The 26,958-nt window shown below is 58.7% G+C and carries 26 protein-coding genes and 2 pseudogenes; 8 read left to right on the forward strand and 20 right to left on the reverse strand.

Annotated features, from left to right (window positions below; all coding sequences use genetic code 11):
* Positions 1-55: 55 nt before the first annotated feature.
* On the reverse strand, positions 56-631 hold the full coding sequence (locus KRR23_RS08875; protein WP_216742203.1) for an antibiotic biosynthesis monooxygenase: 576 nt from the start codon (positions 629-631) through the stop codon (positions 56-58).
* A gap of 78 nt (positions 632-709) precedes the next feature.
* Entirely contained in the window at positions 710-1,354 is a 645-nt protein-coding gene (locus KRR23_RS08880; RefSeq protein WP_216742204.1) for a hydrolase, read from the reverse strand.
* A 176-nt stretch (positions 1,355-1,530) separates the two neighbouring features.
* Between KRR23_RS08880 and KRR23_RS08885 the strand changes: the two genes are divergently transcribed.
* Positions 1,531-2,424 (forward strand): LysR family transcriptional regulator, encoded by an 894-nt coding sequence (locus KRR23_RS08885; protein ID WP_216742205.1) that lies wholly within the window; start codon positions 1,531-1,533, stop codon positions 2,422-2,424.
* Positions 2,425-2,454: 30 nt separating this feature from the next.
* Here KRR23_RS08885 and KRR23_RS08890 read toward each other — a convergent pair whose 3' ends face one another.
* Positions 2,455-3,069: a DJ-1/PfpI family protein gene (locus tag KRR23_RS08890; protein WP_216742206.1), complete on the reverse strand. Its 615-nt coding sequence runs from the start codon at positions 3,067-3,069 to the stop codon at positions 2,455-2,457.
* Positions 3,070-3,181: 112 nt separating this feature from the next.
* On the opposite strand from KRR23_RS08890, the gene KRR23_RS08895 reads away from it, so the two are divergent.
* Entirely contained in the window at positions 3,182-4,516 is a 1,335-nt protein-coding gene (locus KRR23_RS08895) for a PLP-dependent aminotransferase family protein (RefSeq protein ID WP_216742207.1), read from the forward strand.
* A gap of 214 nt (positions 4,517-4,730) precedes the next feature.
* Here KRR23_RS08895 and KRR23_RS08900 read toward each other — a convergent pair whose 3' ends face one another.
* The 4 genes and pseudogenes from KRR23_RS08900 to KRR23_RS08915 all read right to left on the reverse strand — a co-directional run bounded on the left by KRR23_RS08900 (position 4,731) and on the right by KRR23_RS08915 (position 7,671).
* Complete coding sequence (locus KRR23_RS08900; protein ID WP_216742208.1) at positions 4,731-5,348, reverse strand: hypothetical protein; 618 nt, start codon at positions 5,346-5,348, stop codon at positions 4,731-4,733.
* A gap of 56 nt (positions 5,349-5,404) precedes the next feature.
* Positions 5,405-5,824 (reverse strand): annotated as a pseudogene (locus tag KRR23_RS08905) (transposase); the annotation flags it as partial.
* Between the two features lie 95 nt (positions 5,825-5,919).
* A complete protein-coding gene (locus tag KRR23_RS08910; protein ID WP_081013800.1) occupies positions 5,920-6,579 on the reverse strand; it encodes a LysE family translocator in 660 nt (219 codons plus the stop codon).
* Positions 6,580-6,753: 174 nt separating this feature from the next.
* Positions 6,754-7,671 carry a LysR substrate-binding domain-containing protein gene (locus tag KRR23_RS08915; protein ID WP_054597053.1) on the reverse strand — a complete coding sequence of 306 codons (918 nt, stop codon included), beginning with the start codon at positions 7,669-7,671 and terminating at the stop codon, positions 6,754-6,756.
* A 176-nt stretch (positions 7,672-7,847) separates the two neighbouring features.
* Here KRR23_RS08915 and KRR23_RS08920 point away from each other — a divergent pair, with 176 nt between their 5' ends.
* From KRR23_RS08920 to scpB, 3 genes are read left to right on the forward strand one after another with little or no spacing between them, the layout of a single operon-like run.
* Positions 7,848-9,176 (forward strand): MFS transporter, encoded by a 1,329-nt coding sequence (locus KRR23_RS08920; RefSeq protein WP_216742209.1) that lies wholly within the window; start codon positions 7,848-7,850, stop codon positions 9,174-9,176.
* A gap of 34 nt (positions 9,177-9,210) precedes the next feature.
* Entirely contained in the window at positions 9,211-10,467 is a 1,257-nt protein-coding gene (locus KRR23_RS08925; RefSeq protein ID WP_216742210.1) for a CaiB/BaiF CoA-transferase family protein, read from the forward strand.
* Positions 10,464-11,264: a methylmalonyl-CoA decarboxylase gene (scpB, locus tag KRR23_RS08930; protein ID WP_216742211.1), complete on the forward strand. Its 801-nt coding sequence runs from the start codon at positions 10,464-10,466 to the stop codon at positions 11,262-11,264. The genes KRR23_RS08925 and scpB overlap by 4 nt, the downstream gene beginning before the upstream one ends.
* Before the next feature lie 147 nt (positions 11,265-11,411).
* Here the strand turns inward: scpB and KRR23_RS08935 are convergent, their stop codons facing one another.
* On the reverse strand, positions 11,412-11,903 hold the full coding sequence (locus tag KRR23_RS08935) for a DUF2269 domain-containing protein (RefSeq protein WP_216742212.1): 492 nt from the start codon (positions 11,901-11,903) through the stop codon (positions 11,412-11,414).
* A gap of 2 nt (positions 11,904-11,905) precedes the next feature.
* Positions 11,906-13,033 carry a saccharopine dehydrogenase family protein gene (locus KRR23_RS08940; protein WP_216742213.1) on the reverse strand — a complete coding sequence of 376 codons (1,128 nt, stop codon included), beginning with the start codon at positions 13,031-13,033 and terminating at the stop codon, positions 11,906-11,908.
* A 205-nt stretch (positions 13,034-13,238) separates the two neighbouring features.
* Here KRR23_RS08940 and KRR23_RS08945 point away from each other — a divergent pair, with 205 nt between their 5' ends.
* Entirely contained in the window at positions 13,239-14,657 is a 1,419-nt protein-coding gene (locus KRR23_RS08945; protein ID WP_216742214.1) for a M15 family metallopeptidase, read from the forward strand.
* A gap of 41 nt (positions 14,658-14,698) precedes the next feature.
* Here KRR23_RS08945 and KRR23_RS08950 read toward each other — a convergent pair whose 3' ends face one another.
* The 7 genes from KRR23_RS08950 to KRR23_RS08980 form a co-directional block, all read right to left on the reverse strand.
* Positions 14,699-16,144, reverse strand: a complete 1,446-nt coding sequence (locus KRR23_RS08950; protein WP_216742215.1) for a SulP family inorganic anion transporter — start codon at positions 16,142-16,144, stop codon at positions 14,699-14,701.
* A gap of 120 nt (positions 16,145-16,264) precedes the next feature.
* Complete coding sequence (locus KRR23_RS08955; RefSeq protein ID WP_019690716.1) at positions 16,265-16,438, reverse strand: DUF1289 domain-containing protein; 174 nt, start codon at positions 16,436-16,438, stop codon at positions 16,265-16,267.
* A 3-nt stretch (positions 16,439-16,441) separates the two neighbouring features.
* The gene (locus tag KRR23_RS08960; RefSeq protein WP_216742216.1) at positions 16,442-16,813 is read right to left on the reverse strand and encodes a hypothetical protein; all 372 of its coding nucleotides are present in this window, start codon (positions 16,811-16,813) and stop codon (positions 16,442-16,444) included.
* Positions 16,814-16,896: 83 nt separating this feature from the next.
* Positions 16,897-18,282, reverse strand: a complete 1,386-nt coding sequence (locus KRR23_RS08965) for an ATP-binding protein (protein WP_216742217.1) — start codon at positions 18,280-18,282, stop codon at positions 16,897-16,899.
* Positions 18,258-18,923, reverse strand: coding sequence for a response regulator transcription factor (locus tag KRR23_RS08970; RefSeq protein WP_216742218.1), 666 nt, complete (start codon positions 18,921-18,923; stop codon positions 18,258-18,260). The genes KRR23_RS08965 and KRR23_RS08970 overlap by 25 nt, the downstream gene beginning before the upstream one ends.
* A 125-nt stretch (positions 18,924-19,048) precedes the next feature.
* The gene (locus KRR23_RS08975; RefSeq protein ID WP_216742219.1) at positions 19,049-19,486 is read right to left on the reverse strand and encodes a hypothetical protein; all 438 of its coding nucleotides are present in this window, start codon (positions 19,484-19,486) and stop codon (positions 19,049-19,051) included.
* A 29-nt stretch (positions 19,487-19,515) separates the two neighbouring features.
* Positions 19,516-20,283 (reverse strand): hypothetical protein, encoded by a 768-nt coding sequence (locus tag KRR23_RS08980; RefSeq protein WP_216742220.1) that lies wholly within the window; start codon positions 20,281-20,283, stop codon positions 19,516-19,518.
* 343 nt (positions 20,284-20,626) lie between these two features.
* Between KRR23_RS08980 and KRR23_RS08985 the strand changes: the two genes are divergently transcribed.
* The gene (locus KRR23_RS08985; protein ID WP_103314373.1) at positions 20,627-21,499 is read left to right on the forward strand and encodes an undecaprenyl-diphosphate phosphatase; all 873 of its coding nucleotides are present in this window, start codon (positions 20,627-20,629) and stop codon (positions 21,497-21,499) included.
* 146 nt (positions 21,500-21,645) lie between these two features.
* Positions 21,646-22,412 (forward strand): annotated as a pseudogene (locus tag KRR23_RS29370) (transposase).
* Positions 22,413-22,493: 81 nt separating this feature from the next.
* Here the strand turns inward: KRR23_RS29370 and KRR23_RS08995 are convergent.
* The 4 genes from KRR23_RS08995 to bcsE form a co-directional block, all read right to left on the reverse strand.
* On the reverse strand, positions 22,494-23,057 hold the full coding sequence (locus KRR23_RS08995) for a hypothetical protein (RefSeq protein WP_103314372.1): 564 nt from the start codon (positions 23,055-23,057) through the stop codon (positions 22,494-22,496).
* A 328-nt stretch (positions 23,058-23,385) separates the two neighbouring features.
* Positions 23,386-24,675 (reverse strand): MFS transporter, encoded by a 1,290-nt coding sequence (locus KRR23_RS09000; protein ID WP_216742221.1) that lies wholly within the window; start codon positions 24,673-24,675, stop codon positions 23,386-23,388.
* Between the two features lie 420 nt (positions 24,676-25,095).
* Positions 25,096-25,227 carry a cellulose biosynthesis protein BcsF gene (locus KRR23_RS09005; protein WP_216742222.1) on the reverse strand — a complete coding sequence of 44 codons (132 nt, stop codon included), beginning with the start codon at positions 25,225-25,227 and terminating at the stop codon, positions 25,096-25,098.
* Positions 25,224-26,765 carry a cellulose biosynthesis protein BcsE gene (gene bcsE, locus KRR23_RS09010; RefSeq protein ID WP_216742223.1) on the reverse strand — a complete coding sequence of 514 codons (1,542 nt, stop codon included), beginning with the start codon at positions 26,763-26,765 and terminating at the stop codon, positions 25,224-25,226. The genes KRR23_RS09005 and bcsE overlap by 4 nt, the downstream gene beginning before the upstream one ends.
* Between the last annotated feature and the right edge of the window lie 193 nt (positions 26,766-26,958).

Raw genomic sequence — 26,958 nt, forward strand, 5'->3', positions numbered from 1 at the left:
CAACACGAGAACTTGCGCACGGTCAGTGAGGCGTTGCACCCGGCAGGAACCTCGCTCAGGAACCGGATCGCGGCTGCAGCCACTTTCCAAACAGACGCGTCACCCGAGGCATGAACACGTAGACCACCAACAGCACAATGCTGGCCGTGATCAGCACATTGCCTTGCACATAGCCGCCCAGCCAGGGCACCCAGCCAAACAACGGTTTGAACAGCATCGGCACCAGAAAGCTCAGGGGCAGGATGACCAAAAAGGTCACGCAAGCCTGCTTCCAGCGCGGTGGGGGCGGCGCAGCCGCATCGACCGGGGTAAACCAGAACTCACGGTCGGCATTGACCTCGGTCTGGTCGCCATCGGCGAGCAATGGCTGCGCCTCTTCGACCAGCTTGCGGCGATCCTCGGAATCGAGCCAATGCTGCAATTGTTCGGTCGTGGCGAAGCGCAGCACACTGGTGAACTGCGCCAGCCCCTGACTCTGTCCGCGCATCACATCAATGCCCAGATGCCCCGGATACATGCGCGCCTTGGCGATGGTACGACGCAACCAGTTTTCGTACGCCTCATCCCCACCCTTTTTGACCCGATGGCGCACCAGCAGTGTGACCACGCCTTCCGACAATTCGATGTTCATGACTGACTCTCCGAGCATGCCCCCTGGCAGTGACGGCGCAGCGAACTGCGCCGTTGAGCAACGGTATTTTTCCGAGGTTTACTTGACCTGACGTTGCGGCGCCTTGTGCACCATGGTGTAAGCGTAATCCACGCCCATGCCGTAGGCACCACTGTGCTCGCGCACCAGGTCCATCACTGCGTCGTAAGTGTCTTTGTGTGCCCAGTCACGTTGGTACTCGAGCAACACTTGCTGCCAGGTCACCGGCACCGCACCGGTCTGGATCATCCGCTGCACCGACATGTCGTGCGCTTCTTTGGTCGTTCCGCCCGATGCGTCGGTGACGATGTACACCTCGTAGCCTTCGGCCAGCGCTTCCAGAGCCGGGAAGTTCAAGCACACTTCAGTCCAGAGCGCGGCCATGATCAGCTTTTTGCGACCGGTGGCCTTCACCGCTTCTACCAGTTTTTTATCTTCCCAGGAGTTCATCGAGGTGCGCTCGATGGGCTGATGATCGGGAAACACACTAAGCAATTCCGGCCAGATGTAGCCGCTGAAGCTTTCGGTTTCGACCGACGTCAAAATGGTCGGCACGTTGAAGATCTTCGCGGCTTTGGCCAGTGCAACGGTGTTGTTCTTCAAGGTCTGACGGTCGATCGATTGCACGCCGAAGGACATTTGCGGCTGGTGGTCGATCAGGATCAGAGCGGAGTTGGTTGGGTTGAGCAATTCACGAATAGACATGGCGTGTTCCTTTTGATGTCGCTGTTCTGGAGGGTTGAGTTATTCAGGCTGCAAGGCGCGGTGCTTGGTCTCGTTGGAGGTGGTGTGCTACCGGCTTGGAACCTAATGTAGTTTCTGGATAAAACCGAAACAATTACCTAAAATGCATAATCATTATTTCCAAAATAGGGACAGTCTTGGACCGGATCGAATGCATGCGTGCTTTTGTCGCCACCGTCGGAGCAAACGGCTTCGCCGCCGCAGCCCGAGCGATGGATGTGCCACGCTCAAAAGTCAGCAAACAGATTCAGGCGCTGGAAGAGGCCATCGGTGTGCAGTTGCTGCAGCGCACGACGCGCAGCCTGCACCTGACCGAGGCCGGCGCGGAGTACTACGAAGCGGCCCGTGAAGTGATCGCGTCCGTGGACGAAGCCGAGCAACGTGCGCGTAACGGCATTGGCGAGCTACGCGGCGTGCTGCGGGTCAACGCGCCGATGTCGTTCGGTCTGCGGCGGCTCGGGCCGTTGATTCCGCTGTTTCATGAGCAGCATCCGAACATTGAGCTGCAACTGGTCCTGAGCGACCAGCAGGTCGACCCGGTACGCGGCGGCTTCGATGTGACCATCCGCATCGCGAGCCTGCCGGACTCCTCCCTGGTGGCCCGACTGTTGGCGCCCGCTCCGCGGATCATGGTCGCCTCCCCGGCCTATCTTGAGCGCGCGGGCACACCGCAATCGCCAAAGGACCTGAGTGCACACCAATGCCTGAATTATGGCTACCTGCAGAGCGGCGTCAGCCTGCAACTGAGCAACGGCAACGAAACGCAGCGCGTACACGTCACCGGTCCTCTGCATGCCAACAATGGCGACCTGCTGGCCCAGGCCGCAGAAGCCGGCATGGGGATCGCCTTGCTGCCGAGCTTCATTGTCGAAGAGGCTTTGGCGGCCGGCAGGCTGGTCGCCGTGTTGTGCGAATGGCAGGCCCCACCGATCACCATCAACGCGGTCTACTCGTCTGCACGACGGGTTCCGCAGAAGACCCGGGCGTTTATCGAGTTTTTGGTGACGCAGCTTGCGCAAAAGCCGAGTTGAGTCGGCGGTTTGATTCTCGCTGTAATCGCCTCAAGCAACCTGCCCATCGGGCAGATACGCGGCGATATTGCGCATTGCGCGCTCAACGTACTGTTCTTTTTCCCCGACCGGCGCAACGTAGTGCAGTGCGCTCTCTGCCGCTTCGACGCCTTCCAGGCGGGCGATGATCCAGGCCGCAAGATAGACCGAAGCGAGGCATCCGCCGGCGGTGGCGATGTTGCCTTTGGCGAAGAACGGCTGGTTGAGGATATCGATGCCAGCCGCCTGGACCCACGGTTTCGTCGTCAAGTCCGTGCAGGCTGGTACACCCTCCAGCAAGCCAAGCTTGGCCAGCACCAGCGTGCCGGAACATTGCGCGCCCAGGAGCTGCCTCGAGGGATCAAGTTGTAACTGCGCCATAAGGGCGGTGTCAGCCACGACTTCGCGAGTCTGCATGCCGCTCCCGACAATCACCGCATCGGCTTCGCTCGCCTCGCGAAGCGTTGCCTGGGATTCGATCACCACTCCGTTCATTGAACGAACACGGGCCGCTGGGCTGGCAATCGACACGCGCCATCCCGGCTTCTTGATGCAGTTAAGCACGCCGAGTGCGATCAGGGAGTCGAGTTCGTTGTAGCCTTCGAAGGTGAGAATGGCGATATGCATGGCTGGGTCTTCCTGCAAATGTGGCTGGCATCCGCCAGAAGGAGGCGGTTGTACAGGCGCAGGCTATGGTGAATAATTAGTACAATCAAATTATTGTAATGGATACATCTCCATGGCTCGCTCGCGGTATAAATCGTTGGTGGACGCGTTCGCTGCCGACATTCGCGCAGGACGCCTGTCACCTGGGACGCGCCTGCCCACGCACCGAGAGCTTGCGGCCAACGAAGGCCTCGCCTTAGCCACGGCGACCCGTGTCTACGCAGAGCTTGAAACAATGGGCCTGGTCAGCGGCGAAACCGGGAGAGGTACGTTTGTCCGGGAGACCTCGTTGCCATCAGGATTAGGCATCGACCAGCAAGCGGTCGCCACCGGTGTTCTGGACCTTAACTTCAACTACCCGTCTCTACCGGGCCAGGCAGAACTACTGCGTGGAGCCTTGCGTCAACTGGCGTCTTCGGGCGATCTGGAGGCATTGCTCCGCTATCAGCCCCATGGCGGGCGACAGCATGAGCGTGCGTCAGTTGCCCGGCATCTCCAGTGCCGAGGCTTGAGCGTCGGCGACGAGCACGTACTGATCGTCAACGGGGCTCAACACGGGCTGGCAGTGACTGTCATGGGGCTGCTGCGCCCAGGCGATGTCGTCGCGACGGATGCCTTGACCTATCCCGGTTTCAAAGTCCTCGCGGATACCCAGCGCCTAGAACTGGCCCCCCTCCCTGCTGCCGGCGGTGAACCTGATCTGGATGCCCTGGTTCGACTGTGCCAGGGCAGAAAGGTCCGCGCCGTCTACAGCATGCCAACCTTGCACAATCCACTGGGGTGGGTCGCCAGCCAAAGCTGGCGGCAACGCTTGGTGAGCATCGCCCGTGAGCATGACTTGCTGATCATCGAGGACGCCGCCTATGCGTTCCTCGCAGAGGACGCACCGCCCCCCTTGGCAGCGCTTGCACCGGAAAGAACCGTGTACGTGACAGGCCTTTCGAAAAATGTCGCCACCGGGTTGCGCGTCGGATTTGTCGCGGCACCCTCCGCCTGGGTACCCGCTATCGAGAGAGCCATACGCGCGACCATTTGGAACACGCCCGGGGTGATGACTTCAATCGCCTGTAACTGGCTCGACGACGGCACGGTCAATCGCCTGGAGCGCGAAAAGCGTCAGGACGCCGCAAAGCGACAGGCCATGGCCAGGGCCACGTTGACCGACCTGAAGTACATCGGCCATCCCTCCTCCTATTTTCTCTGGCTGCCGTTGGGTGAAGAGGTTCGCGCGGACCAGGTGGCGATGGCGCTGATGCGCGAGCACGTTTCGGTGTCGACTGCGGAACCCTTTGCGACTTCTACCCCTATTCCTCATGCGATCAGGCTTGCGCTCGGCTCGCTGGAACTGGATGCCCTGCAAGTCGCACTCGACACGGTGAAGCGTGTGGTTGACGCTCATTCTTATTGAGGTGGCCGAGCGTCGCTGAACGATGAGCAAGCAGGCCTTATAGCCACCGACGCACCTTTGCTTTTGCGTGAGTATCGGTACGCCGCACACACCCAAATGCGCCAAGTCCGCTAAACGGACCCAAGGGCATGCGCAACGTAAGCGGATGGCAAACACATCTTTACTTCGCCCTCACATCGATCCGCTTCCAACTGCTATATAAGGCTCCGTCTCGCTAAGAGGTGTGAGTAGGGTGTGGGAGCGATGCGATCATTTGATCAAAGGCCGCCACCGCATATCTTCCATCAAGGTTTTTCAAGGTTGGCATTTCTGAAGGAAAACCGAATCGCACTCTGCCGGGAAGCACTTCATCCATAGCTGAGTACCAGGTCAGCAGGGCTTGTTGGAGGCGCACGTGTAGCTCGAATCTACTCCGTCGGCGGGTGGTATCGGCTTTGGCTCGCTCGCGCGCGAGCTGAGGATCTATGCGGCCAACAATGTAACAGTCAGCAAAGCCAATACGTCCTTGTGCGATCGTTTCTCTTGTGGCGTCCAACTCTATTCGCCAGTCGTGTTCGCTCGCCTCGCCGATCTGCCAAAGACTCCAAATGTAGTGGAGCTTGAGGGGGTCACTATCACACAAAGCCCACGAAAAAATGTCTTCCATGGCCAGCGCCGTTTGCCAGCGATCCACGTTTCGCTCTGCCCAAAAAGCTGCTGCTCCGGCTGAATCCTTTATCCGATCCGGCTCGTTTTCAAACCGGCCGTTTTCAGGAATGACATGTTGCCCTCCATGCTTAGCGCACCAAGTGGTTTTCCCGCTGGCGCTGATACCTTCAACAACCAAAATCATCGTTATGACTACTCCGTTAATTGCGTCATCCTTGTAAGTCTCAAAGCATCGGGGGCTTACGTGATTTCTGCGGCCACTCTCTGTTGCGGCAGCAGATGCCCGATCTCACTCGCTGGTTGTGTCGGCAGCCGCATCAGCACATCTTTGAGATAAGTATGCGGATCATGGCCATTCAGTCGCGCAGACTGGATCAAACTCATGATCGCTGGCGCCCGTTTGCCGCTACGCAATGGTCCTGCAAAGCGCCAGTTCTTGCGCCCTAGTGCCCAAGGCCGGATCTGGTTTTCTGCCCGGTTGTTGTCAATGGGTACGGCGCCGTCATCAAGGTAGCGCGACAGCGCTGCACAGCGTTTCAGGCTGTAATCCAGCGCTCTACTGATAGCTGAACCTTCGGGCACTAAATTCCGCTGGACGATCATCCAGGTGTGCAGCATACCCATCGCCGGCATGGCTTTTTCTTGCCGTATTCGATGCCGTAAATTCGGTTCCAGGTCTGAAAGTCATCAGCTTTCATAATCACCGAGGCTCAGCGAGGCTGGAATCTTAGCCCCGCGACGCCAATACACGGATCCTATTTTTGGCTGAGCGCCGCTATCGATACTCCCGAAGCAACGAAGGTGAGTCCTGCCCCTACGTTCAGGCCATTTACCAGCCGTGGCCTCTGACGCAAAAATCGGGACAGTGCAGTGGCAAATACGCCCATAAGTGCGAATCCCACTGCCGTAAGTGCGGCGAACCATATGCCGTACACCAGCATCTGCACGCTCACTGAGCCGCGTTGTGGGTCTACGAACTGGGGGATAAACGCAAGGACGAAAAATCCAGGCTTCGGATTGAGTGCTGCCGAGAGTAATCCCGTGAGGAAAATGCTCGGCAGTGATTGCCGAGTCGCTGGCTGGAAGCTAATCAGGCTACGAGAGCGTAGGACTTTTATGCCAAGCCATAGTAAATAACCGGCGCCGATAAGCTTGACGACCCAGAAGGCAACTGCGGACGTCTGCATAAGCAAAGTCAGTCCCAGCGAAGCGGTTGCCACATGAAATAGAATTCCCGCCCCAGATGCCATACCCGATACGATAGCGGCTACCCTGCCCTGACTGAGTCCTCGGCCTACGGCCAGCAGATTGTCCGGGCCTGGTGCGAGAACCAATAGCAAGCACGCGGCAGTATAGGCAAGCCAAATATTGATCGGAAACACGGCATTCTCCTTAAGCCTCACCGAGGCATCCATCCTCACGTAGCGCCAGACTCTGCCCGTACCAGGCGGCAAAGTCAAAACCACTGCAATTGACAATATGTGCTTGCCGAACGGTTACCGAAATACGTTCGTTTTCCCGCAAAGGACACAGGCTCTAAGTCGATCACGACTTCAGGTTATTGCCCGAAGCCTACGTAACCGGACTCATCATTGCCCGTCCGCCCACCCCGGGTGGCGTCCGAACGCCTCGAACAGTTCGAAAATGGTCGCCTTGACCTTTTGCACCGCGTTGCTCTGCACGGCGGTGTCTGGCCAGCATAAAGACAGCTCACGGGTGAACAGCCGATGATCGATCCTGGCCAGCTTGAGCTTATGTTGATCCAGTTCAGCATGGGCGGCTGCCCAAGGCAGGATCGTCACGCCCAGTTTTGCCAGGACGGCTGAGAACAACAAGTCCGTGGAGTTGGCTTCGAACTCGACCTCACAGTGCAGACCGGCCTCCTGCAATGCCGACTCGACTCGACTGCGAATCGTGTTCGGGGCACAGGGCAGCACCAGCGGCATCTTCGCCAGGGCGTCGATCGTCACCGGCCCCTCGGGTAACGGAAATTCCGGCCACGCAATCAGGTACAGCGTTTCGGTGAGCAGTCGCTGCGAGATCATCCCGCGGGTTTCGACCACGTCGACATTCACCGCGAGCGCCACCCGCCCGACCGTGATCAGGCCGCCCAGCTCGGCGCTCGGGGCGTCGATCAATTCCAGCTTGATACCCGGATACCGACTGCGGATCGTGCGTGCGAGCGGAATCGCCAACATCCGCGCCGTACTCGACGGCATGCCGACCGAGACCTTGCCCTGCGGGAGTTCTGCGTCCTGACGCAGCAGTTCACGGGTGCCGTCCGCTTGGCGCAGCAGTTCGATGGCATGCCGGTACAGCGTCTGCCCGGCCGCGGTGGGTACTACGCCCTGCACGCTGCGCTCGAGCAATTGCGTGTCCATGTCTCGTTCGAGATTGCGCATCTGCTGGCTGATCGCGGGCTGCGCGATATGCAGTGCCTCACTGGCGCGGGTGATATTGCCGCACTCGACCACCTTGATGAAATACCGCAACTGGCGCAGGTCCATGGGGGGCGTCCAAAGAATATGACTCTATATAAAATTCCGATGGGACCAAAGGAATTTCATATTTGTAGCTTATGAGATGCGCTGCCTAGACTGACTTCACAATAAACGAAGCGCTGACGGCGGCCCCGCCTCGCAGCGCCTCAATAGGCCTGATCAAGGTCAATGGGAGATCCTTAATGTCTAGAGCATTAACCGCATCAGCAACGAGCGTGAAGCCGATCAAAACGCCCCTGACCCGCGAGCAGATTCGCGGCTTCTGGACCGTCTACCTGGGATGGGTGCTGGATGGCGTGGACTCGGTGATCTTCGCCCTGGTCTTGATTCCCGCCCTGACCGAGTTGCTGCCCAACTCGGGCATCACCCCAACCCCCGCCAATATCGCCATGTACGGATCTCTGCTGTTCGGGTTGTTTCTGATCGGCTGGGGAATGTCGTTTATCTGGGGGCCGCTTGCCGACCGTTTTGGCCGGGTGAAGATGCTGGCAGCCAGCATCCTGGTGTACTCACTGTTTACCGGGGCCGCGGCTTTCTCGGAGAACATCTGGCAATTGGCGGCGTTTCGACTGATCGCCGGGATCGGCGTCGGCGGCGAATGGGCACTGGCCGGCACCTATGTGGCCGAGAGCTGGCCGGAGGACCGACGCAAGATGGGCGCGGGCTATCTGCAAACCGGCTACTACTTCGGCTTTTTCATCGCCGCGTTGTTGAACTATACCGTCGGCGCAACCTACGGCTGGCGCGTGATGTTTCTGTGCGGCCTCGCACCGGCGGCGGTGGCGATCTACACCGCGTTGAAGGTGAAAGAGCCTGCCCAAACGCACAAAGCTGCGAACCACGCCGGGCGCCCTCACGCCCCGAGCGCTGCCACTCGAACGTCGTGGTGGGAAATCTTTGCCCCGGCCTTTCGCCGACGCACGCTGACCAGCTCGGCCCTGGTCGGAGTCGCCATCGTCGGTTTGTGGGCCGGCTCGGTTTACGAAGCAACGGCCGTGGTGACCCTGGCGACCCGCGCCGGCATCGACCACATTGGCGCCGTGCACCTGGCCTCCATTGGTGCGGCGGTGCTGTCGCTCAGCACCATTCTCGGCTGCCTCGTCGCGCCGTGGCTGGCCGAACGGCTTGGGCGACGGCTTGCACTGGGCATCTACTTCGCGGGTATGGCGACGTCGATCGTGGTCGCCTTTGGCTGGGTGTTCTACATGGACGACGGCCTGCACCTGTTCATGGTGTCGCTGGTGTTCCTTGGCTTCTTCGGCGGCAACTTCGCGATTTTCTCGCTCTGGCTGCCTGAACAGTATCCAACCCGGATCCGCGCCACAGCATTCGCCTTCAATGCCTCGGTCGGCCGCTTCATCGGCGCCGGGGTCAACTTCCTGCTGGCCGCTGCGATCCACTGGCATGGCTCGCTCGGCGCCCCCATCGCCTGGACCGCTGCGGCCTTCGTGGCCGGCATCCTGATCCTGCCGTTTGCCGTCGAAACCCGTGATCAACCATTGCCCCAATAAAACAGCAGCGCTCAAACATTCAGTGGAGAACCGTATGCAAGCTTTGCAAGGCGTGAAGATCGTCGACTTGAGCCGTGCGCTATCGGGGCCGTTCTGCACCATGGTGCTGGCTGATCTCGGCGCCGATGTGATCAAGATCGAACCCGGCCCGACCGGCGATATGAGCCGGACCTGGGGCCCGTTCGACCGGGGCGTGAGCACCTACTATCTATCGTGCAATCGCAATAAACGCGGCATGTGCATCGACTTCCGCAACCCCCAGGGCTTGGCCACGATCCAGCGGCTGATCGATGATGCCGACGTGGTGATCGAGAACTTCAAACCCGGCACCCTCGATAGCATGGGCCTGAGCTATGAGGTGCTCAGCGCACGCAATCCGCGGCTGATCATGGGCAGTATCAACGCCTTTGGCAGCGACGGCCCGATGAGCAGCTGGCCGGGTTTCGATCAGATCGCCCAGGGTTACTCGGGGCTGATGAGCCTGACGGGGTTCGTCGATGGCGACCCGACCCGCACCGGCACGGCCATCGGCGACCTGACCTCGGGCATGTGGCTGGTGACCGCGGTATTGGCCGCCCTGCTGGAGCGCGAACGCACCGGGTATGGCCAACACGTCAGCACCTCGTTGCTGGCCAGCCTGGTCGGGTTGCTGAGTGTGCACGGTCAACGCTACCTCAGCCTCGGAGATGTCCCCCGCCGCACGGGCAACGCCCACTCGGTCATTGCGCCTTACGGGGTGTTCCAGACGCTGGATGGCCCGCTCAACCTGGCGCCGATCACCTCGGCCATGTGGGGACGTTTATGCACGCTGCTCGATCTACCGACGCTGCCGGACGACCCGCGCTTCGCCACCAATGAAGCCCGGGTCGAGCGACGTGACGAGTTGAAAGCTATTCTGGAAAGCCGCTTGAAAACCCGCAGCAAACGCGCCTGGACCGAACTGTTTATCGAGGCTGGCTTACCCGCTGGCCCGATCAATACACTCAACGAAGTGTTCGACGACCCGCAAGTGCTGCATAGCCAGCTGACCCGGACACTCATGCACCCGACACTCGGCGCGCTGCGCCAGGTCGTGACCCCGGTGTTCAGCGCGACCGACGCCGCAGAACCTGCGCCCGGTGTCAGCCAGCGACCACCGCCACTGCTCGGTGAACACACCCTCGAAGTCCTGCGCGAAGCAGGTTTCGACACAGCGTCGATCAACGCACTGCTGGCCGCGAAAGCCGTGTATCAGGACAACAGTGATTCGCCAGTAATGGCATCCGGACAATCAACAGGAACCGCACAATGAACCCGACACAAACCTCTTCCCCCACCGTGACCGTCAACAGGGTCGATGAACGAATCGGTCGGCTGGTCTTCAGCAACCCCACCCACCGCAACGCCCTCAGCGCACAACTGCTGAACGCCCTCGACGAAAGCCTCGCCGCACTGGCGTCACAACGCATACCAGTGGTGATACTCGGCAGCGAAGTCGGCCAGCCCGTCTGGAGCGCCGGCCACGACATCCGTGAACTGCAACACGACCACGACCCGGTTGCCTACGGCAAGCCACTCGAAAAAGTCTTGCGCCGCATCCGCGCCTACCCCGGTGTGGTGATCGCCATGATCTCCGGCTCGGTATGGGGTGGCGCGGTCGACCTGGCGATGAGTTGCGACCTGGTGGTCGCGGATCACAGTGCGAGCTTTTCGATGACGCCGGCAAACATCGGTTTGCCCTACACCACCAGCGGGCTGCTGCGCTTCTTCAACAACCTGCCGATTCACGTATTGAAGGAAATGTTTTTCTGCGCGCACAAGCTCGATGCAGAACGCGCTGAACACTTCGGTGTAGTGAACCGGCTGGTCGATAGCGACGTGCTGGAAGCGACTGCGCTGGAACTGGCACGCACGATTGCCGGCAAAGCACCGCTGGCCATTGCGGCGGTCAAGGAGCAATTGCGCATCCTCGAAGACCTGCAACCGATGCCCGTCCAGGCGATGGAACAGATCGCAGAACTGCGTCGACTGGCGTGCGAGAGCAGCGACTTCGATGAGGGGCTGGCGGCGTTTGCAGAGCGTCGGCCTGCGGTGTTTGGCGGTCAGTAGGACACGCGGAAGTAGACGACTCGATCCGGCAATAAATGCCTGTCCTGCAGATGAGTCCAGATCCGGCTCCCATAAAAAACGCTGAACGTTACCGGTTCAGCGTTTTTCATGAGTTGTCTCTAGCCCTGAAACAGGTTTACAGCAGTTTCATCCCATCACTTCAATCAAGTCCCTCGGCGTCATCTTCGTCACCATAATCATCACAATCACGAACATTCCCAAAAACCCCAGAACGCCCATCCAGAACCATTTCCTGTAAACGGATCTGTACTCCTCAGCAAGCCCCACCCCCGCCTCAACCGCGCTCAAGGCCATCATCTGCAGCCGCTTCTGAAGCACCAACACCGGAAGCCACAGCGAGCCCACACACAGGAAGATGATCAGCGACGTCAGAATCCATTCCGTGGTCAGGGGAAGTCCGGCAAGCCTCACCAACAGATAGCCTGTCACGATCTGAATGAAACCTGCCGGTGTGGTAATCCAGGTGTCGAATCGCACGACCATTCTCGCCACATGCGCGATCACTTGAGGATTGGCCGTGCGGCTGGCGGCGATCAAGTAGAGGTAAGACCCCATGCCGAATCCGAACAGGAAAATGGCAGCGATGACGTGGATGTACTTCAGGCACAGGTAGAGCATGGTCAGCCCTGCTCGTCAGAGAATTTTACGGACAAGTGTAGATTCACCGGGTCGTTGATTGCAGCCATGTACTCATCAACGGTGATCTCGCCCACGCAAGCTCGGGCACCGGGCTCGGGCAAGTACCCCTGGACGATTTTTGCGGCCAAGGCAACAGCCGCGCAGCTGGGGATTTCCGGCCCCTTGTCATTCATAGCCGTCAGTTGCACCGTCATGGACAGCGGCTTTGCATCAATATCGATGCCCCGGACGTCGATGTACATTGCACTTTTACCATCACCGAATCGCTCGAACCTCCGGCCCCAACGATGCAATCTTGCCGCCCATGGCGCAGGGTCTCGAACCAGCCCCACTCTCATCGCCTGAGCCAGCAGATAGTTGGCCACACCACCGAGCTTCAGGCCCGATCCTGCTTTGAAACTCAGGGTTTTGGCACCATAACGCTGGGCGAATATATCGATGTCCGGCACGTCGACATTGGCCAGGACCCGGGTACCCAGTTGTGGCATCTTGCGAAGCGTCAGGTCCTGCCAGCCCAACACTTCATGCACCTGCCCATTCCTGAGTTGCTTGATCGGTTTACCTGCGTAGGCGAGCACGCCTTCGACGGTCGACAGTCCCGGCATCTTTGCCGAAGATGAAATGCCATGGTCGATCGAGTCGATACGTTTGAAGCGATGTCGGTGTTGGTCGATTATTGCTGCAGATAACGTCGGCACCGAACTGCAACCGCTGAGGATAGCCACTCCTGCACGCTTGGCTTGTGCGTCGAGCGCGCCGATACCGGTGACGAAAGTACGGCAGTCAGACAGGTCGCAATAGTTCACGCCCGCATCGATACAGCCCTGCGCAACGGCATAGGTCTGTCCCTGAAACGGGCCGCCGGTATGGATGACCAACTGAATACCCATCGAGTCCAGGACGGACTTGAACGCAGTGTCCATGGCATCGCCGCACCAGCTTTCACAGGTTGTGCCCGATTGGGCTTTCAGCTCATCGACTTTGCGCAACAACTTCTGTGAGTCACGCCCCGAAATCACCAGGGATACACCTGGCATCGCAATTAAATGCCGGCAAACGATGCTGCCAAAGTTTCCGTAGCCACCGATTACCATCACCCTGAGTGTCATTCATCTCTTCCCTAAACCATTCAATCATGTGGCTAATTCGCCCTGAACATGGACTGGCGCGGAGCTTCTCTGATATCAGATGGCCAGGCAAGCGGCAATGCCATCTACCCAACCAGGCGACTCACCCCGCTAACCCTGATTGAGAAAAAAGGGTACAACCATTAGCCTGCTCTGGATTGAAATCCGGCATCTTTGGAGGCATCGCATGCGCCTGCTGTGCAGAATCAAACCGCTGTGCCTCTCGATGCTAGCCATCATCGCGCCCTGCCTGGCGAGCGCCGAGCCAAGGCCCGAGCATATGGTCTATCTGCGGGCGATTGATCCGGGTATCGAGCAAGACATCCGTTATGCCAGCGCCCACAACTTCACCGGACACCCGCTCGACGGCTACGGCGCTGCGGAGTGTCTGTTGTCGCTGGACGCCGCCAAGGCCCTTGCCCGGGTACAAGCGGCGTTGCGCACGCAAGGCTACGGTTTGAAGGTATTCGACTGCTATCGACCCAGCCGTGCTGTTGCCGACATGGGGCGCTTTGCGACGCAACGGGGTGACCCGCGCAAGGCCGAGTTTTATCCGCGCGTGGACAAGCAAGACTTCTGGCGTTTGGGCTATGTGGCCCGGGTTTCGAATCACTCCAAGGGCGGCACGGTGGATCTGACGCTGACGGGGCCGGAGGCTCTGCCCGCCCAGACATGGAGTCCCTCGGCCGTGCAAGTCGACTGCGCCGCTCCCTATGAACAGCGTTGGCATGATGGTGCCGTCGACATGGGAACAGGATTCGATTGCTTCGATGAACGAGCGCATACCGACAGTTCAACGATCAACGCGACCGCCAGAGAGAATCGCCAGCGGCTCGGCAACGCCATGCAAAAAGAGGGATTTTCCGGGTACTCGAAAGAATGGTGGCACTTTACCTACACCGGGAACGATGCGTTGAAGAACGTCATGGATTTCCCCATTACGGCTCAGGCGCTGGACACCAGTAACCAGCTGATTGTGGTCACGACAAAAAACTGGACTGATATCCAGGGGACCGCCCAACGCTACGAGCGGCAAGGGAAAACATTTCAGAAATACGGGGCGCCGTTTCCGGTGGTTGTCGGCAAAAGCGGCCTGGCCTGGGGCAAGGGTCTCGGTGTCGTCGAGCAACGCGAAGGGCCGGTCAAACGTGAAGGCGACGGGAAAGCGCCTGCTGGCCTGTTCAAACTGGGTACCGCCTTTGGCTACGACAGCTCGGCCGATACCAGGCTTCCTTACCTACCGCTGACATCGACCACCGAGTGCGTGGATGACAGCCACTCCAAACGCTATAACGAGCTTGTCGACGGGTCGACGACTGCCAAGGACTGGAACAGCTCCGAACACATGCGTCGCGATGACGACATGTATCGACAAGGCATTGTCATCGAGCACAACACGCCAGCGTCCGCCGACGCTGGCTCGTGCATTTTCTTGCACATCTGGCGTGCCCCCACCTCCCCAACGCTTGGCTGCACAGCCATGGACCCGGCAGATATTGCTCGTTTGTTCAGCTGGCTGGATCCGCGTCAGTCGCCCCTACTGGTTCAACTGCCCGAAGCGGAGTACGAGCACTTTCGCGAACGCTGGAGCCTTCCCCAGCGTTGATATCGCAGACTCAAACTCGAGCTGCGCCCATGGCGCCGACCTCAGTCGTGAGCCACGCCAACGCGCTTGAGCATTTTCTTGCAGCGTTCGGACAAGTGAAACACCCGCAACTGTTTGCCGATCTTGACGTAGCGCTCACGCAGCGTCTTCAGCGCGGCGATGGCCGAGTAGTCGACAAAGCTCAGGTGACGACAATCCAGGGTTACCTGAGGCGGGTCGTTGGCGGGGTCGAACTGGTTGAGGAACGGTGCAGTAGAGGCGAAGAACAGCGTGCCATGCAGGCGGTAGAGCTTGCTGCCGTCGGCTTCCAGGTGACTGTCGGCGTATAGCTCACGGGCCTGCTGCCAGGCGAAGTTCAGCGCAGCAATGACAATCCCGCAGAGCACAGCGATGGCCAGATCGGTAAACACCGTGATGATCGTTACGGCAATGATCACCAATACGTCGTTCAACGGCACCTTGTTGAGCACCCGCAGCGAGGCCCAGGCGAAGGTCTGCTGCGCCACGACGAACATCACCCCGACCAGTGCCGCCAGCGGGATGCGCTCGATCAGCGGCGAAAGAAACAGCACGAACAGCAAGATCATCACTCCGGCGACCACGCCAGAAAGGCGACCGCGGCCGCTGGAACTGAGGTTGATCACGGTTTGACCGATCATGGCGCATCCGCCCATCCCACCGAACAGACCGGAGACCATATTGGCCGCGCCCAATGCCACGCATTCGCGATCCGGGTAGCCACGGCTCTCGGTGATCTCGTCGGTAAGGTTCAGCGTCAAGAGGGTTTCCAACAGCCCGACCAGGGCCATCAACACCGCATAAGGGGCGATAATCCGCAGGGTTTCCAGGTTCCAGGGCACTTGAGGCAAGGCCAGGCCAGGCAGGCCGCCGGCAATGTGCGCCATGTCGCCAAGGGTGCGAGTCGGCAGGCCGAGCAGGTAGACCGCCAGACCAACGCCGAGGATCGCCACCAACGCCGGTGGCACGGCTCGGGTCAGGCGCGGTAACACGTAGACGGTGGCCATCGTCAGCGCCACCAGCCCAATCATCAGATACAGCGCTGTCCCGCTCAGCCAGGTCCCGCCACTCTTGAAGTGCTCCAGTTGAGCCAGGGCAATGACAATCGCCAGGCCATTGACGAAACCGAGCATCACCGGGTATGGCACCATGCGCACCAGCTTGCCCAGCCGTAGCAGACCGAACGCCATCATCAACAGTCCACCCATCAACACCGTTGCAAGCAAATACTGCACGCCGTGTTGCACCACCAGCGCGACGATCACCACGGCCATTGATCCGGCAGCACCGGAAATCATCCCCGGCCGGCCCCCGAACAATGCAGTCAAGGTACAGATGATGAAGGCTCCGTATAAGCCCATCAGCGGATTCAGGTGCGCAACCAGGGCGAAGGCGATGCATTCGGGCAGCAGAGCAAAAGAGGTGGTGAGTCCGGCCAGGGCATCAGCGCGCAGACGTTTGGATTTCATGACTTACCTAAAATACAGGCCGACGGAACGAGCCGCAGGGCGTGGCGGGAAAAGACGGCTGCGGATGTTACGGAATTGAAGGCGGACCGGCCAGTTATCGCTCGACCAGTGGCTCACGCGTTATTTTTTCAGGCTTTGCAGGCGCAGGTTCGCGCGTTGCACGGCGGCCATTTTTTCGGGGCGCTTCATGCGCTTCCATTTCCTGATGTCCTCCTTGATACGCCCACAACTCACACACAGCTCGCCGCGCAGCTGACAAACGGAAATACACGGGTTTTCGATATCCTTGGCCATGGTTCAATCCCGAGTCGAGCGCTGGCGCGCCAAACGTTGCTGCCAGTTTCCGGCATGAGAGCGCTGACACTCTTCTTCAGTGTCAAATTGCACGTGAGCCGAAACCGGACTGACGAGAATGTCCGCTTCACTTAACGCCACGGACGTCAGTTCAACCATGCGTTCAGCTTGCCCGACGGCCAGGGCCTGGCGCTTGTCGGCCAGTGTGTCGAAGACCCAGGTCACCTGCAGGCTTGCGGGGAACGCCGAGTAATCTACCTCATGGGTCAACCAGGCGAACCCGACGATTTCCGCCTTGGCCGTCTCACACGCCTCGGTCAGGGTAACCACCAGGCGACGCTCGATTCGCGCCTGATCGCGTTTGCTTAAAAGCATGGGTTGATCCTTGAATGAGTATCCAGGGCCGGCCGAGGAATGCACCGGCCGGCTATATGTTCTTTTTGCAAATGATACCGCGCCTACAATTGGGCGGCAGGGGGAACGCTGCGGGAAATCAATGACGGCAACCACACCGAGACACACAACCCGCTTCTTGCCACCTCATCGCCAAACCCCAGGCGGATCTGTGCCCCGTTGCGATCCGCTACTGCCTTGACGATCGACAGCCCCAGGCCGGACCCGACCTCATGGTTCCCGAGGCTGCGATAAAACGGGTCGAACACACGTTCCCGTTCCTCGGCCGCAATCCCGGGGCCGGTGTCCTTGACCTGCAACAGCGCTCCACCCTCCTCCATGCCCACAGAAAGATCTACGCGTCCGCCCGCAGGCGTATAGCGAATGGCGTTATCGACCAGGTTCTTGACCATGGCCAGCAGGTCGAGCTCGTTGATCAGCACCTGCACATCCTGTTCGTCCTCGACACCGATGTCGATATGCTTGGCCTCGGCCAGCGGCAGCAGGTCCTCCAATACACGCCGATAGACGCCATGCACGGAAACCGCCATTGCGGGCAGCATCGAGTTCGATTGTGCGGTGGCCAGCGCCAACAGTTGATCAATCAGATTTTTGCCGCGCTCGATCCCTCTGCGCAATGCAAACAGACGCTCCCGGGCCAACGTCGACATGTCTGCGACGGCCAGGCGTTCAGCTTGCAGCGACAGGGCCGTCAACGGCGATCGGAGTTCATGGGCAGCGTCGGCGACGAAGCGCCGCTGGGTCTCCATCGACTGAGCCACACGGTTGAGCAATCGATTGATGGCCAGCACAAAGGGACGGATCTCGGCGGGCAAATGGTTTTCATCGATGGGGTGCAGCTCCTGCTCGCCGCGCTGGTCGATTTCAGACGCCAGTGCCGCGATAGGCCGAAACAGCTTGCGCACCAGATCGGCAACCACCAGCAAGAGCACCGGAAACAGGATGAGAAACGGCAACAGGCCGCGCCAGGCGCTCTCGCGGGCGTCCTTGTCGCGCGTGCCGGTTTCCTGTGCAACGGCGATGCGTGCGCCACTGGTCAGGGTCTTGACCAGCACACGAAACGGCTCGCCACCGACCACCAACGTCGACAGGCCGTCGGCCAGCGTTGTCGGCAGTGGCAGCGGTGCGCCAGCCTCCACATTGCCCGACACCTGGTTGCCATCGTTCAGGTACTGAACGGTGACCCTGGACTCTTCATCGTCGCCCTCGATGCCCTTGCCTTGCGTCGGATAGGTCAGCGTCATCTGCTGACGCTCGAACAGCACGGCCACCTGATGCAAGGTGTTGTCCTGCATTTCCAGGGCTTCATCGAATGCCGAGACAAAGGCAAAAATGCCGGCCACGATAGCGACGATCAGAATGGCCAGCGACAGGGAAACGGACAGCCTGACCTGGACCGACTCGCTCAGTCGCCTTTTGAAACCATCCATCCCATACCCCTGACATTCTTGATGACGTGGCCACCCAGCTTGCGACGCAGTGCATGGATCAGAAACTCCACCGCATTGCTTTCCACTTCATTGCCCCAGCCATAGATACGGTCTTCGAGCTCGCTGCGCGAGAGAATTGCCCCCGGTCTGATCAACAGCGCCTGCAGCAGCGAAAACTCGCGGCTGGAGAGCTGGACCTCGGGGTTTTCTTCGGTGCTGGCTTGTTTCGAGATCGGGTCCAGCGACACCACACCGTTGCTGAACACCGGCAGCGCGCTGCCGCCTTTGCGGCGTAGAACGGCACGCATGCGGGCCAGCAGCTCGGCCATATCAAAGGGTTTGAGCAGGTAATCGTCGGCGCCGCCATCGAGGCCGCTCAAGCGATCGTCGAGGCTGTCGCGGGCCGTGATGATCAGCAGGGGAACGCCGTTGTTGCGCGCCCGAATGCTGCTTAATACCGCAAGACCGTCCTTGCCGGGCAGGCCGAGGTCAAGCAGCACCAGGTCATAATGTTGAGTGTCCAGCGCCGTCAGGGCGGTAAGGCCATTGTTGACCCAATCGGCGGCGTAACTGGCATCTTTCAGTGCGCCCTGGATCGCCTCCCCGATCATGGGGTCGTCTTCGACCAGTAATATCCGCATGTCCCTCTCCGGTGATAAGTGAGGCTCGGCACTGACGCAGGTATACACCTGCGCATTCAGTGTCGAGCCTGCATTGAATCACCTGTTCAAGCGTGCGCGAAGCGATTTATTGGCATTGAAAGCGGTCAGCTTTTTCCTTGCAGCGAATTGAAGGTTTTCAGCAAGTCATCCATCGCCGCCTTGCAGTCGCTCTGTTTCGGGGTGCTGGCACGCAAGGCTTCAAGTGCAGTGTCGATGGACTTGTCCAGGACATGCCAGTCGCTGGCGGCACGCGGCTTGATGCCGGCTTCCGCGGAGTCCCAGGACAACTCCAGGTCCTTGATTCGCGTTTTCGCGCCCGGCAGGTCGTTTTTACTCACCAGATCGGCAACGTTGGCCGCAATGCCCTGGAACGCCGACAGGTCGCCGAGTTTCGAGGCCGAGCTCTGCTGGACGCTGGCCGCGCCCGAAGTAGCACTCGTTTTAGGCGAGTCTGCGGGTTTCGAACACCCGGCGACCAGGCCGAACACGACAATGGCTGAAAGGACGGCGGCTTTACGAATGGCGGTTTGAACGTAGACCATGATGATTCCTTGATAGGCTTTTGAACGGGTTATTCAGTGACGAGTTTGCGATTGCCGACGCTCATCTGTGCGACGACGACCAGTATCAGGATGACGCTGAGGAAAATCGCGCTGGTCCACATGGCGCCCATGCCGAGGCCGCCATAGGTCTTGGCTTGCGTCAGCAAGTCTCCCAGGGAGGCGCCAAAAGGACGGGTCAGGATGTAGGTGATCCAGAAGGTCAGGACCGTATTGCCACCCAGGCGCCAGGCGGCGAACGTCACGCCGATCAATGCGCCGAAAATCACCGCGCCCAGTGTGAAGCCAAGCCCCAGCGCCTCGGTGGCAAGATCACCGGCCGCCGTGCCCAAAGCAAAGGTGCAAAGCACCGTCGCCCAATAGAACAACTCCCGGCGCGGCGTGACGATTTCAGTGATCGAAAGACTGCGTTCCAGCCCGTACCAGATCATGAAATTGATCGCCAGCAACACCGAAAATACCGCGGTGCTGGCATACAGGCTGATGCCCATTTTGTCAGTGAGCACATCGGTAATCTGCGTTCCGACGACGCTCACCAGCACCACAGTAAGCCAATAAATCCAAGGGGTGTAGGCACGTGTACGAAGTTGGCCGAACAGTGCAATCGCCAACAGCACGGCCATGCCGATACTGGTCACACTCTGCCCCAACCCGGCATCGACGGCGAGAAAGTCGGCGCCGGTTTCACCCACGGTGGTGGACATAATCTTGATGACCCAGAACGACAGCGTCACCTCGGGGACTTTATTGAGCCAGTCAGCTTTCGTAAGCGGCTTCATGTGGATGCTTCTCCTTGACAGCGCTGCAAATCGCGCAAGGGAGAGACTACGCAGGCAAACTTAGCTGGGACTGAGGAACCTCGATTGTCGGTCATGAAGCGAACATAAAATCCCGGCCAGGCCTGTACACATGGGCTTCGCGGGCGTTCCCGGCTAAAAAAATCATCTCAACAGCCTGTAGCAAACAGTTACAAATAAGGCCATTATTCCGCTCGCAGTCATCATGAACGACCCTCTGACAGAGCGGTTCAGTCCAGGATCATTTGCCCACTGCCGAGACTTTCCGAGCGTCGCACCGTGTTTTCGGAGCAGTGGGAAAGCCTTACTTCTTAAGGAACGTATTTTGACAAACGTCTGTACCAGCGGCCTTGATATCGGCTTTGCTTCTCTGGATTACCTGCAAATTGGCATCCTGGGGATCATTCAAGGCATCACCGAGCTATTACCCATTTCATCCACTGCGCACATGCGAATCGTGCCCGCCCTGCTCGGCTGGCCCGATCCCGGCTCGGCGTTTTCCGCTGCGATGCAATTGGCCGCTCTGGCTGCGGTCGTCAGCTATTTCTGGCGTGATGTACGGGAAGTCGTCGCTGGCAGCATAGGCGCCGTGCGGCAGCGTGATTACAACAATCAGTCGTTCAAGCTGGCCGTTGCGATTGTGCTGGCGACCATCCCGATCGGCATCGCGGGCCTGGCCTTGTCCTCGCTGCTCAATACGTGCAACTCACCGTTGAGAGGCCTGATGGTGATTGGTATCTCGTGCCTGGTGATGGCCGTTCTGCTGGCTGCGGCCGAACTCAGCTGCCGCCATCAACGCGTCGTGGGACAGATGCGCCTGCGGGATGCATTGATTGTCGGCATTGCACAGATTGGCGCGCTGATTCCTGGTGTTTCCCGCTCCGGTTCAACACTCACCGCCGCACTCTTCCTTAACTTCAAACGTGAAGAAGCCGCGCGCTTCTCATTCCTGCTCGGGCTGCCCGCTATCGCGCTGGCCGGCTTGAAAGAGCTGTGGGTGCTGTATCACGCACATATCCCGGCCGAAGCGTGGTCGCACCTGATTTTCGGGTTGGTGATCGCCAGCGTGTCGGCATTTTGCGCCATCTGGGGCCTGATGAAATTCCTCGAAAGGTTTTCCACCTGGCCGTTCGTTATCTACCGGGCGGTACTGGGTATTTTCCTGATTGTCGCGGTCAGTACCGGGCTGTTGAGCTAAACAACATTCAAACGCTGATAGAGCCCGGCCCAGTTGCCGGGCTTTTTATTGGTTCTTCACGGAATCCCGGGAAACACAGAAACAAGAACGCCGATTTGGTTGATGATGTTCGTGCGAGCAAACACATCTAACAAACCGGCGTTCTTATGCGCGATATTAATACTTTCCTTCCTTTTTGGGAGGGCTTTTCTGTCGTCACGATCAAGCCTGATGGCGATGCCCTACAGATCGATCTGACTCCCCATGCCACCCGATTCCCTTCCTGTGGCGGCTGCCAAAAACCTTGTTCAACCACTCACGAGTATTGCGAGCGAACCGTTCGTGACCTTCCCATTCTCGGTCGCGCGGTACGCCTGTGCGTTTTGCTCAGGCGGGTTGGTTGCCGTGACTGTGGCAAACGCATGGAAGCCGTCAGTTGGCTGGACCGCTATGCCCGCATGACGCGCCGCCTGGCCGCGAAGCTAACCGGTTGCGTCACGACAAGCCGGCTCGCAAGGTCATCAAGCAAGCGCGATGGCTGTTGCTGCGCAATCCGCAGAATCTGAAAACACCGGAACAACAGGTTCACTTGCAGGATTTGTTGGAGGCCAACCAATCGCTGATGACGGTTTATTTGATGAAGGCTGAGCTAAAAACACTCTGGACACCAAGTACTGCCTGGGCCTGGAGATCGGCCTGGAAGCAATGGCTGCGCCATGCTCATGAAAGCGAAATCCCAGCTCTGATCCAATTTGCCAAACGGCTAAAGGGCTACTGGCGCGGCATCGTGAGCCGGGTTCGCTGGCCGATGCACACCGGTCAGTTGGAAGGAATAAACAATCGAATAAAGGTCATCAAGCGGATGGCGTACGGTTACCGGGACAGTGAGTTCTTTTTCATGAAGATCAAGAGCGTCTTTCCCGGTAATCCGTGAAGAACCCAAAAAAAAAGCCCTAGCGTTTGAGGCTAGGGCTTTCTTGCCCGGCGTCGGGCTGTTTACTCCTGGTCGACTACATCACGCCGGCTGGAAAAAACCGGTTCCACTGCCGGAGAACTGCCCACTGATGTTCGCGGCATACTGCGCTGGATGGACCAGTGCGGCCAGCAGGCGCTGCCCTTCAAAAAGGTACAGGGTGAGGGAACCGGCACTAATCAACAATTGCAGCGACAACGGGACGCCGATGAGGTTCTCGGCATCAGGCACGGTGCCCTGCAGGTAGATAGTGGGAATGTTGATACTGGTACCCGTACCTGTCGCCTCGCCGACGAACCGCACTCGGGTTCCTTGCTGAGGAGCATTTGGTCCGATATCGGCGGGTGACGCACTAATCTGGATGGTTTCGGTCTGAGGATAGCAACCGCAACCGCAACCTTCGAACGAGAAGTAGCCGCAAATGTTCTGCTGGCATCCGCATCCACACAACGATTGCGGGTGCACCTTCTGATGGAGGACCTCTTCTAGCGCCGGTTTCGCACTGACAACCTCTTGCTGGCGCTTGATTTGTGCGTCAAAGGCAGCCTGCGATTGCTTTTTGAGCGCATCGACCTGCTCAGGTTTGATATCTTGAAAAGACGTCATAATCTAAATCCTTTTATTTTTTTTCGAAAAGACCTGGAGACAGCCTCACTCGAACAGCGCACCTTCCAGGAGCACGCCACAAACCCTTCGGCCCGCGGTCATCTCTTTAAACACAATCCGTAAGCGCTTGCAACTACTTTGATGGCAACACACATGCCTTGGCAAGCATGTCAGGCTCTATGTCGGTGCAAGGCTCGCGGCCCGGTGTGTTCTTGAAGATGAGGAACGGCTTTCCCGGTAATCCGTGAAGAACCTTTTTATTGCCCTAAATAATCCTATATAAACAAAGTGCTTATGATAAAAATTTAGGCTCATCCTGGCTCCGCCCCTATTGGGCATGTTCAAGCCTCTTGAAACAAAGCAACCCGATCATGCTGACAAAAGCGAAAACAAGCCAACCCATGCTGATCGGCGTCCATCGCGCACCCATACTGCCCAGATAGTTTCCCAATGCTCCGCCTATCGCCCAAGAGACTGCTGACGCGCCGAAATAGCTTCCAGCGTTGCTCTCGGTCGTCAGTTCAGCGAGAGCGATGTTCGACGCAGGCAAGATGAGGCTTTCGCCGAACGTGAAAACTAAAGCTATGACAACGAGGATCACCAGAGACTGTTGCGAGTTCCATTCGCCTGGGAAAATAAGCGCTGCCAGTGCGAAACAGGCGAGCAGCGCGAGATGACCGATTGACATCAGGGATTGCCACCTTGCCTGTTGAAACCATCGCATCCCCAGAAGCGCAGTTAAGACACCGAACAAAGCGTTCGCGATGTAGAACGGTCGCACACCGTTATACCCTGACGCTCCCTGAGCGAAAGTCAGTGGGATGAACACATAAATTTGCGTGTACACAGTCCAGAACGGGATAAGTGCGATGCAGAGTCTTCGATATTTCCTGTCATGGAAAACCTCAAAAAGCGCAGAGACAACACGCTTCGGTCTTTCATTCACGCGCGTCCGTACAGCCGCGAACGGTGCCACCAAAGCCAACGCAGCAAAGATATAACCGCTCACCTCAAATGGAAAAGCGCCGCCATGGGCAGGCAGTAAGAACAGCACTGTTGGCCCGACCAGCGCACCCAGGTTAAGTACAAGATTATTCAAGACGAATACACGCGAACGAATGTCTGTTTTGAGGGTGCCAAACACGGAATACGCGGTCGTTTCATAGAGGGCTGCGCCGAATCCACTCAAGAATGCACATGCGGCCAACGCCGGGAAATCGAGAACATGGCCCAAACCGATGAATCCCATAGCACGGCACACCAGACCCAACGAAACCAGTACTCTGCTATTAAATCGGTCGGTAGCAGATCCTAGAACAAGCGGCAACAGCCGACTCGACAGCAGGCTCACGGTGAGTACGCTCGCGACGTCGCCGGCGCTCAAACGTCGCTCGACGCTCAGAAAGGCAGCCAGCAGCGGAAAAGACCCGAACACCGAGAGATTAACGAGAAACTGCAGAAAGAGCAGGACCGTAGTTGCTAAGCCGACGCCGCCCGTCAATCGATCAAAAAGCGGCGAAGCCCGGCGCACCTTCATTGATTGCCTGGCGTCACTCGCAGACCGAACGCGTTGCAAATCGAGTTTATTCCCCAATGCGCGCTGATCAAAATCGTCCATCCTTCTCTCCCTGATGTTTTTATGGACCGGAAGGACGAAGAGCACAAAAAAGCCCCGTCCGTTTCCGGCGGGGCCTTTCGGTTAAATTGTGGCAAGTGTTTAGAGCGCACAACCTCCCCGCGGCCCGCCGATGGCGGTCGTGGTGGTGGTTGTCGTGGTGGTGACGAAAAGTGCGTTCATTGAATTCAACGTAACGTCCGCCATATTGTTCGTCAACGGCATGATGATAATAGGCGTAAAACTGACGCTATAAATAATACCGAAACCAACTGCCCCACTCCCGCAAGGGAGTGGAGCAACGGACTACCAGAGAACGCGGTAAGAATGGGACAGTTTCGACTGCTTCGATACTCTGGAAATAAACCACTGTTTGGAACCACACGCTCTGGACAGGGGCGCGACGACGCACGCCACGGGATTTCAGGTAACGCGGGGCAAAAGGCCCTGCACGACGGACAGAAAATGGCGACCGAACCTGATCAGTACCACGATCAGTGCCAGGGTCAGCAGGCTGCTGAGGCCAATCACCTGGATCAGCTCGGAATAACTCATGAGCAAGGGTCCGTAATGGCCAGTGTGGTGCGTTGAGGTGAATAGGCCGCACGGCCGGCGGCCTCGGCGGAGCTACCGGCCGTGCGTTCTTCTGCCAGAACGAACGTGGGAGGCAGCAAGGGCGCCGCGAGGAAGTCCTCGCGCGGCAACGCTTCAACGCCTTGGAGAATCTGGAAGCTGCTAAAGAGATCGCGCCACGCCAGCCGGCAGATATTCCCCAATGCGGGTTCCAGCCCGTCCGCGCGACAGGCAAACAGGAACAGATAAAAGGCACCGTTGACCACGCAGGCGACGTCACCGAAACGACGCAAGCCGATTTGACTCAAGTACTGCTCGATTTCCAGGCCACCGCGCGGCATCAGTTTGAGCAGTTGGTGGCTGATTTCTCCAGAGGCGCCAGCATAGACGCGCTCCACCATGCTGATGAATTCCTGGGGCGTTAACAGGCCGCGCTCGGCGGGCGGCCGCAGACGTTCGAATAGCGATTGGAAGTCGGTGGTGCGGCTGCGCCGCCAGGTCTGGCCCTGGGCGCTGTCGATGATGCTGAAGAAGTGCGCCAGCGTGGTCCCATAGGGTACGGTGATGTTGGCGCCGCAGGACACCAGCAAACGCTCGTCCCGATAACGCAGGCAGGGCTCCATCTCGCGTACGATGATCTTCAGCGCGATACCGCAGCGCTCGCGCAAGGTGTGAATCTGACGGGCCAGCTCTTCAACCTGCAGGTTGTTGTCAATGGCCACGATGATGCTGGCAGCACGAGCGTGGCTGGCTTGCTCGAACAAATCCTCACGGTTCTCGAACAGCCTCCACTGATCCGACAGCGGTGGCGAGCCTTCAAGCACAGAACGCTGCGTCAGGTAGATGCGCTGGTCATCGGTATGGGTCAGTTGCACATTGGTCTGTTCATAGACCGAGAGCGCAAAACCGTCCACCTGCAACTCGAGCTCGAACTCCTGCCCGCTGCACACGCCCCGTTCGCCGTGCCAGTAGTGCAATTGATAGCGAATACCACCATCACGGCGGTAGAGCTGAGCGAGCCCGGAGATCGTATCGTTGAGCCGCAACAAACCTTCATGCAACTGAGGCGCCTGGCCATGGCTGATCACCAGCAGGGAGCATTGGCGCCCGCCCAGCCATTGCCTCAGGGACCGGCAGCAATGCCGCAGCTCTGGCGCGACGTCACTCTGCCATGCGCTGTCGGGCAGCATCAGCACAATGGCAGTACCGGCAACCGGAGCAGCACTGGTCAGCTCGCCGACCAGTGATTTGAGGGTCAGGCCGATGTCGGCTTTTTTGATGTCAAACAGCTTCAACTGACCAGGACCGGCATCTACCGCCAACTTCTGGGCCAGCTCCTGGCTTGAATGCCCGCAGCACACCAACATTCCTTGCGCATGGGCCGGCATCGCTGCCAGGCACTGGACCGCCAGCGCGGCAGAATCGCTCTGCTGATCCACTGCCACCCAATAAAGCCCGCCGTCGCGCAGCAATACTTGCTCATCTCGCAGATGACGGATGCCTAAGGTGAACTGACTCAAATGTAGTTCCCTTCCGTTTGAACCGAATGCGGCGCGATAAGCACCTTCTCTCCGACACAGCGTTGCAAAGGAGTCATTTTTCTGACAACCAGTATCAGCGTTCCGGGCAAAACTCAGTGTCAGACTTAGTCAGCAAATAGGATGCCGCACTGCCAGGCAGCTCCCAGTGATGTTCAGGGAGCGAACTTGCAAG

It is taken from the genome of Pseudomonas sp. CVAP#3, from assembly GCF_018986375.1.
Lineage (GTDB): Bacteria > Pseudomonadota > Gammaproteobacteria > Pseudomonadales > Pseudomonadaceae > Aquipseudomonas > Aquipseudomonas helvetica.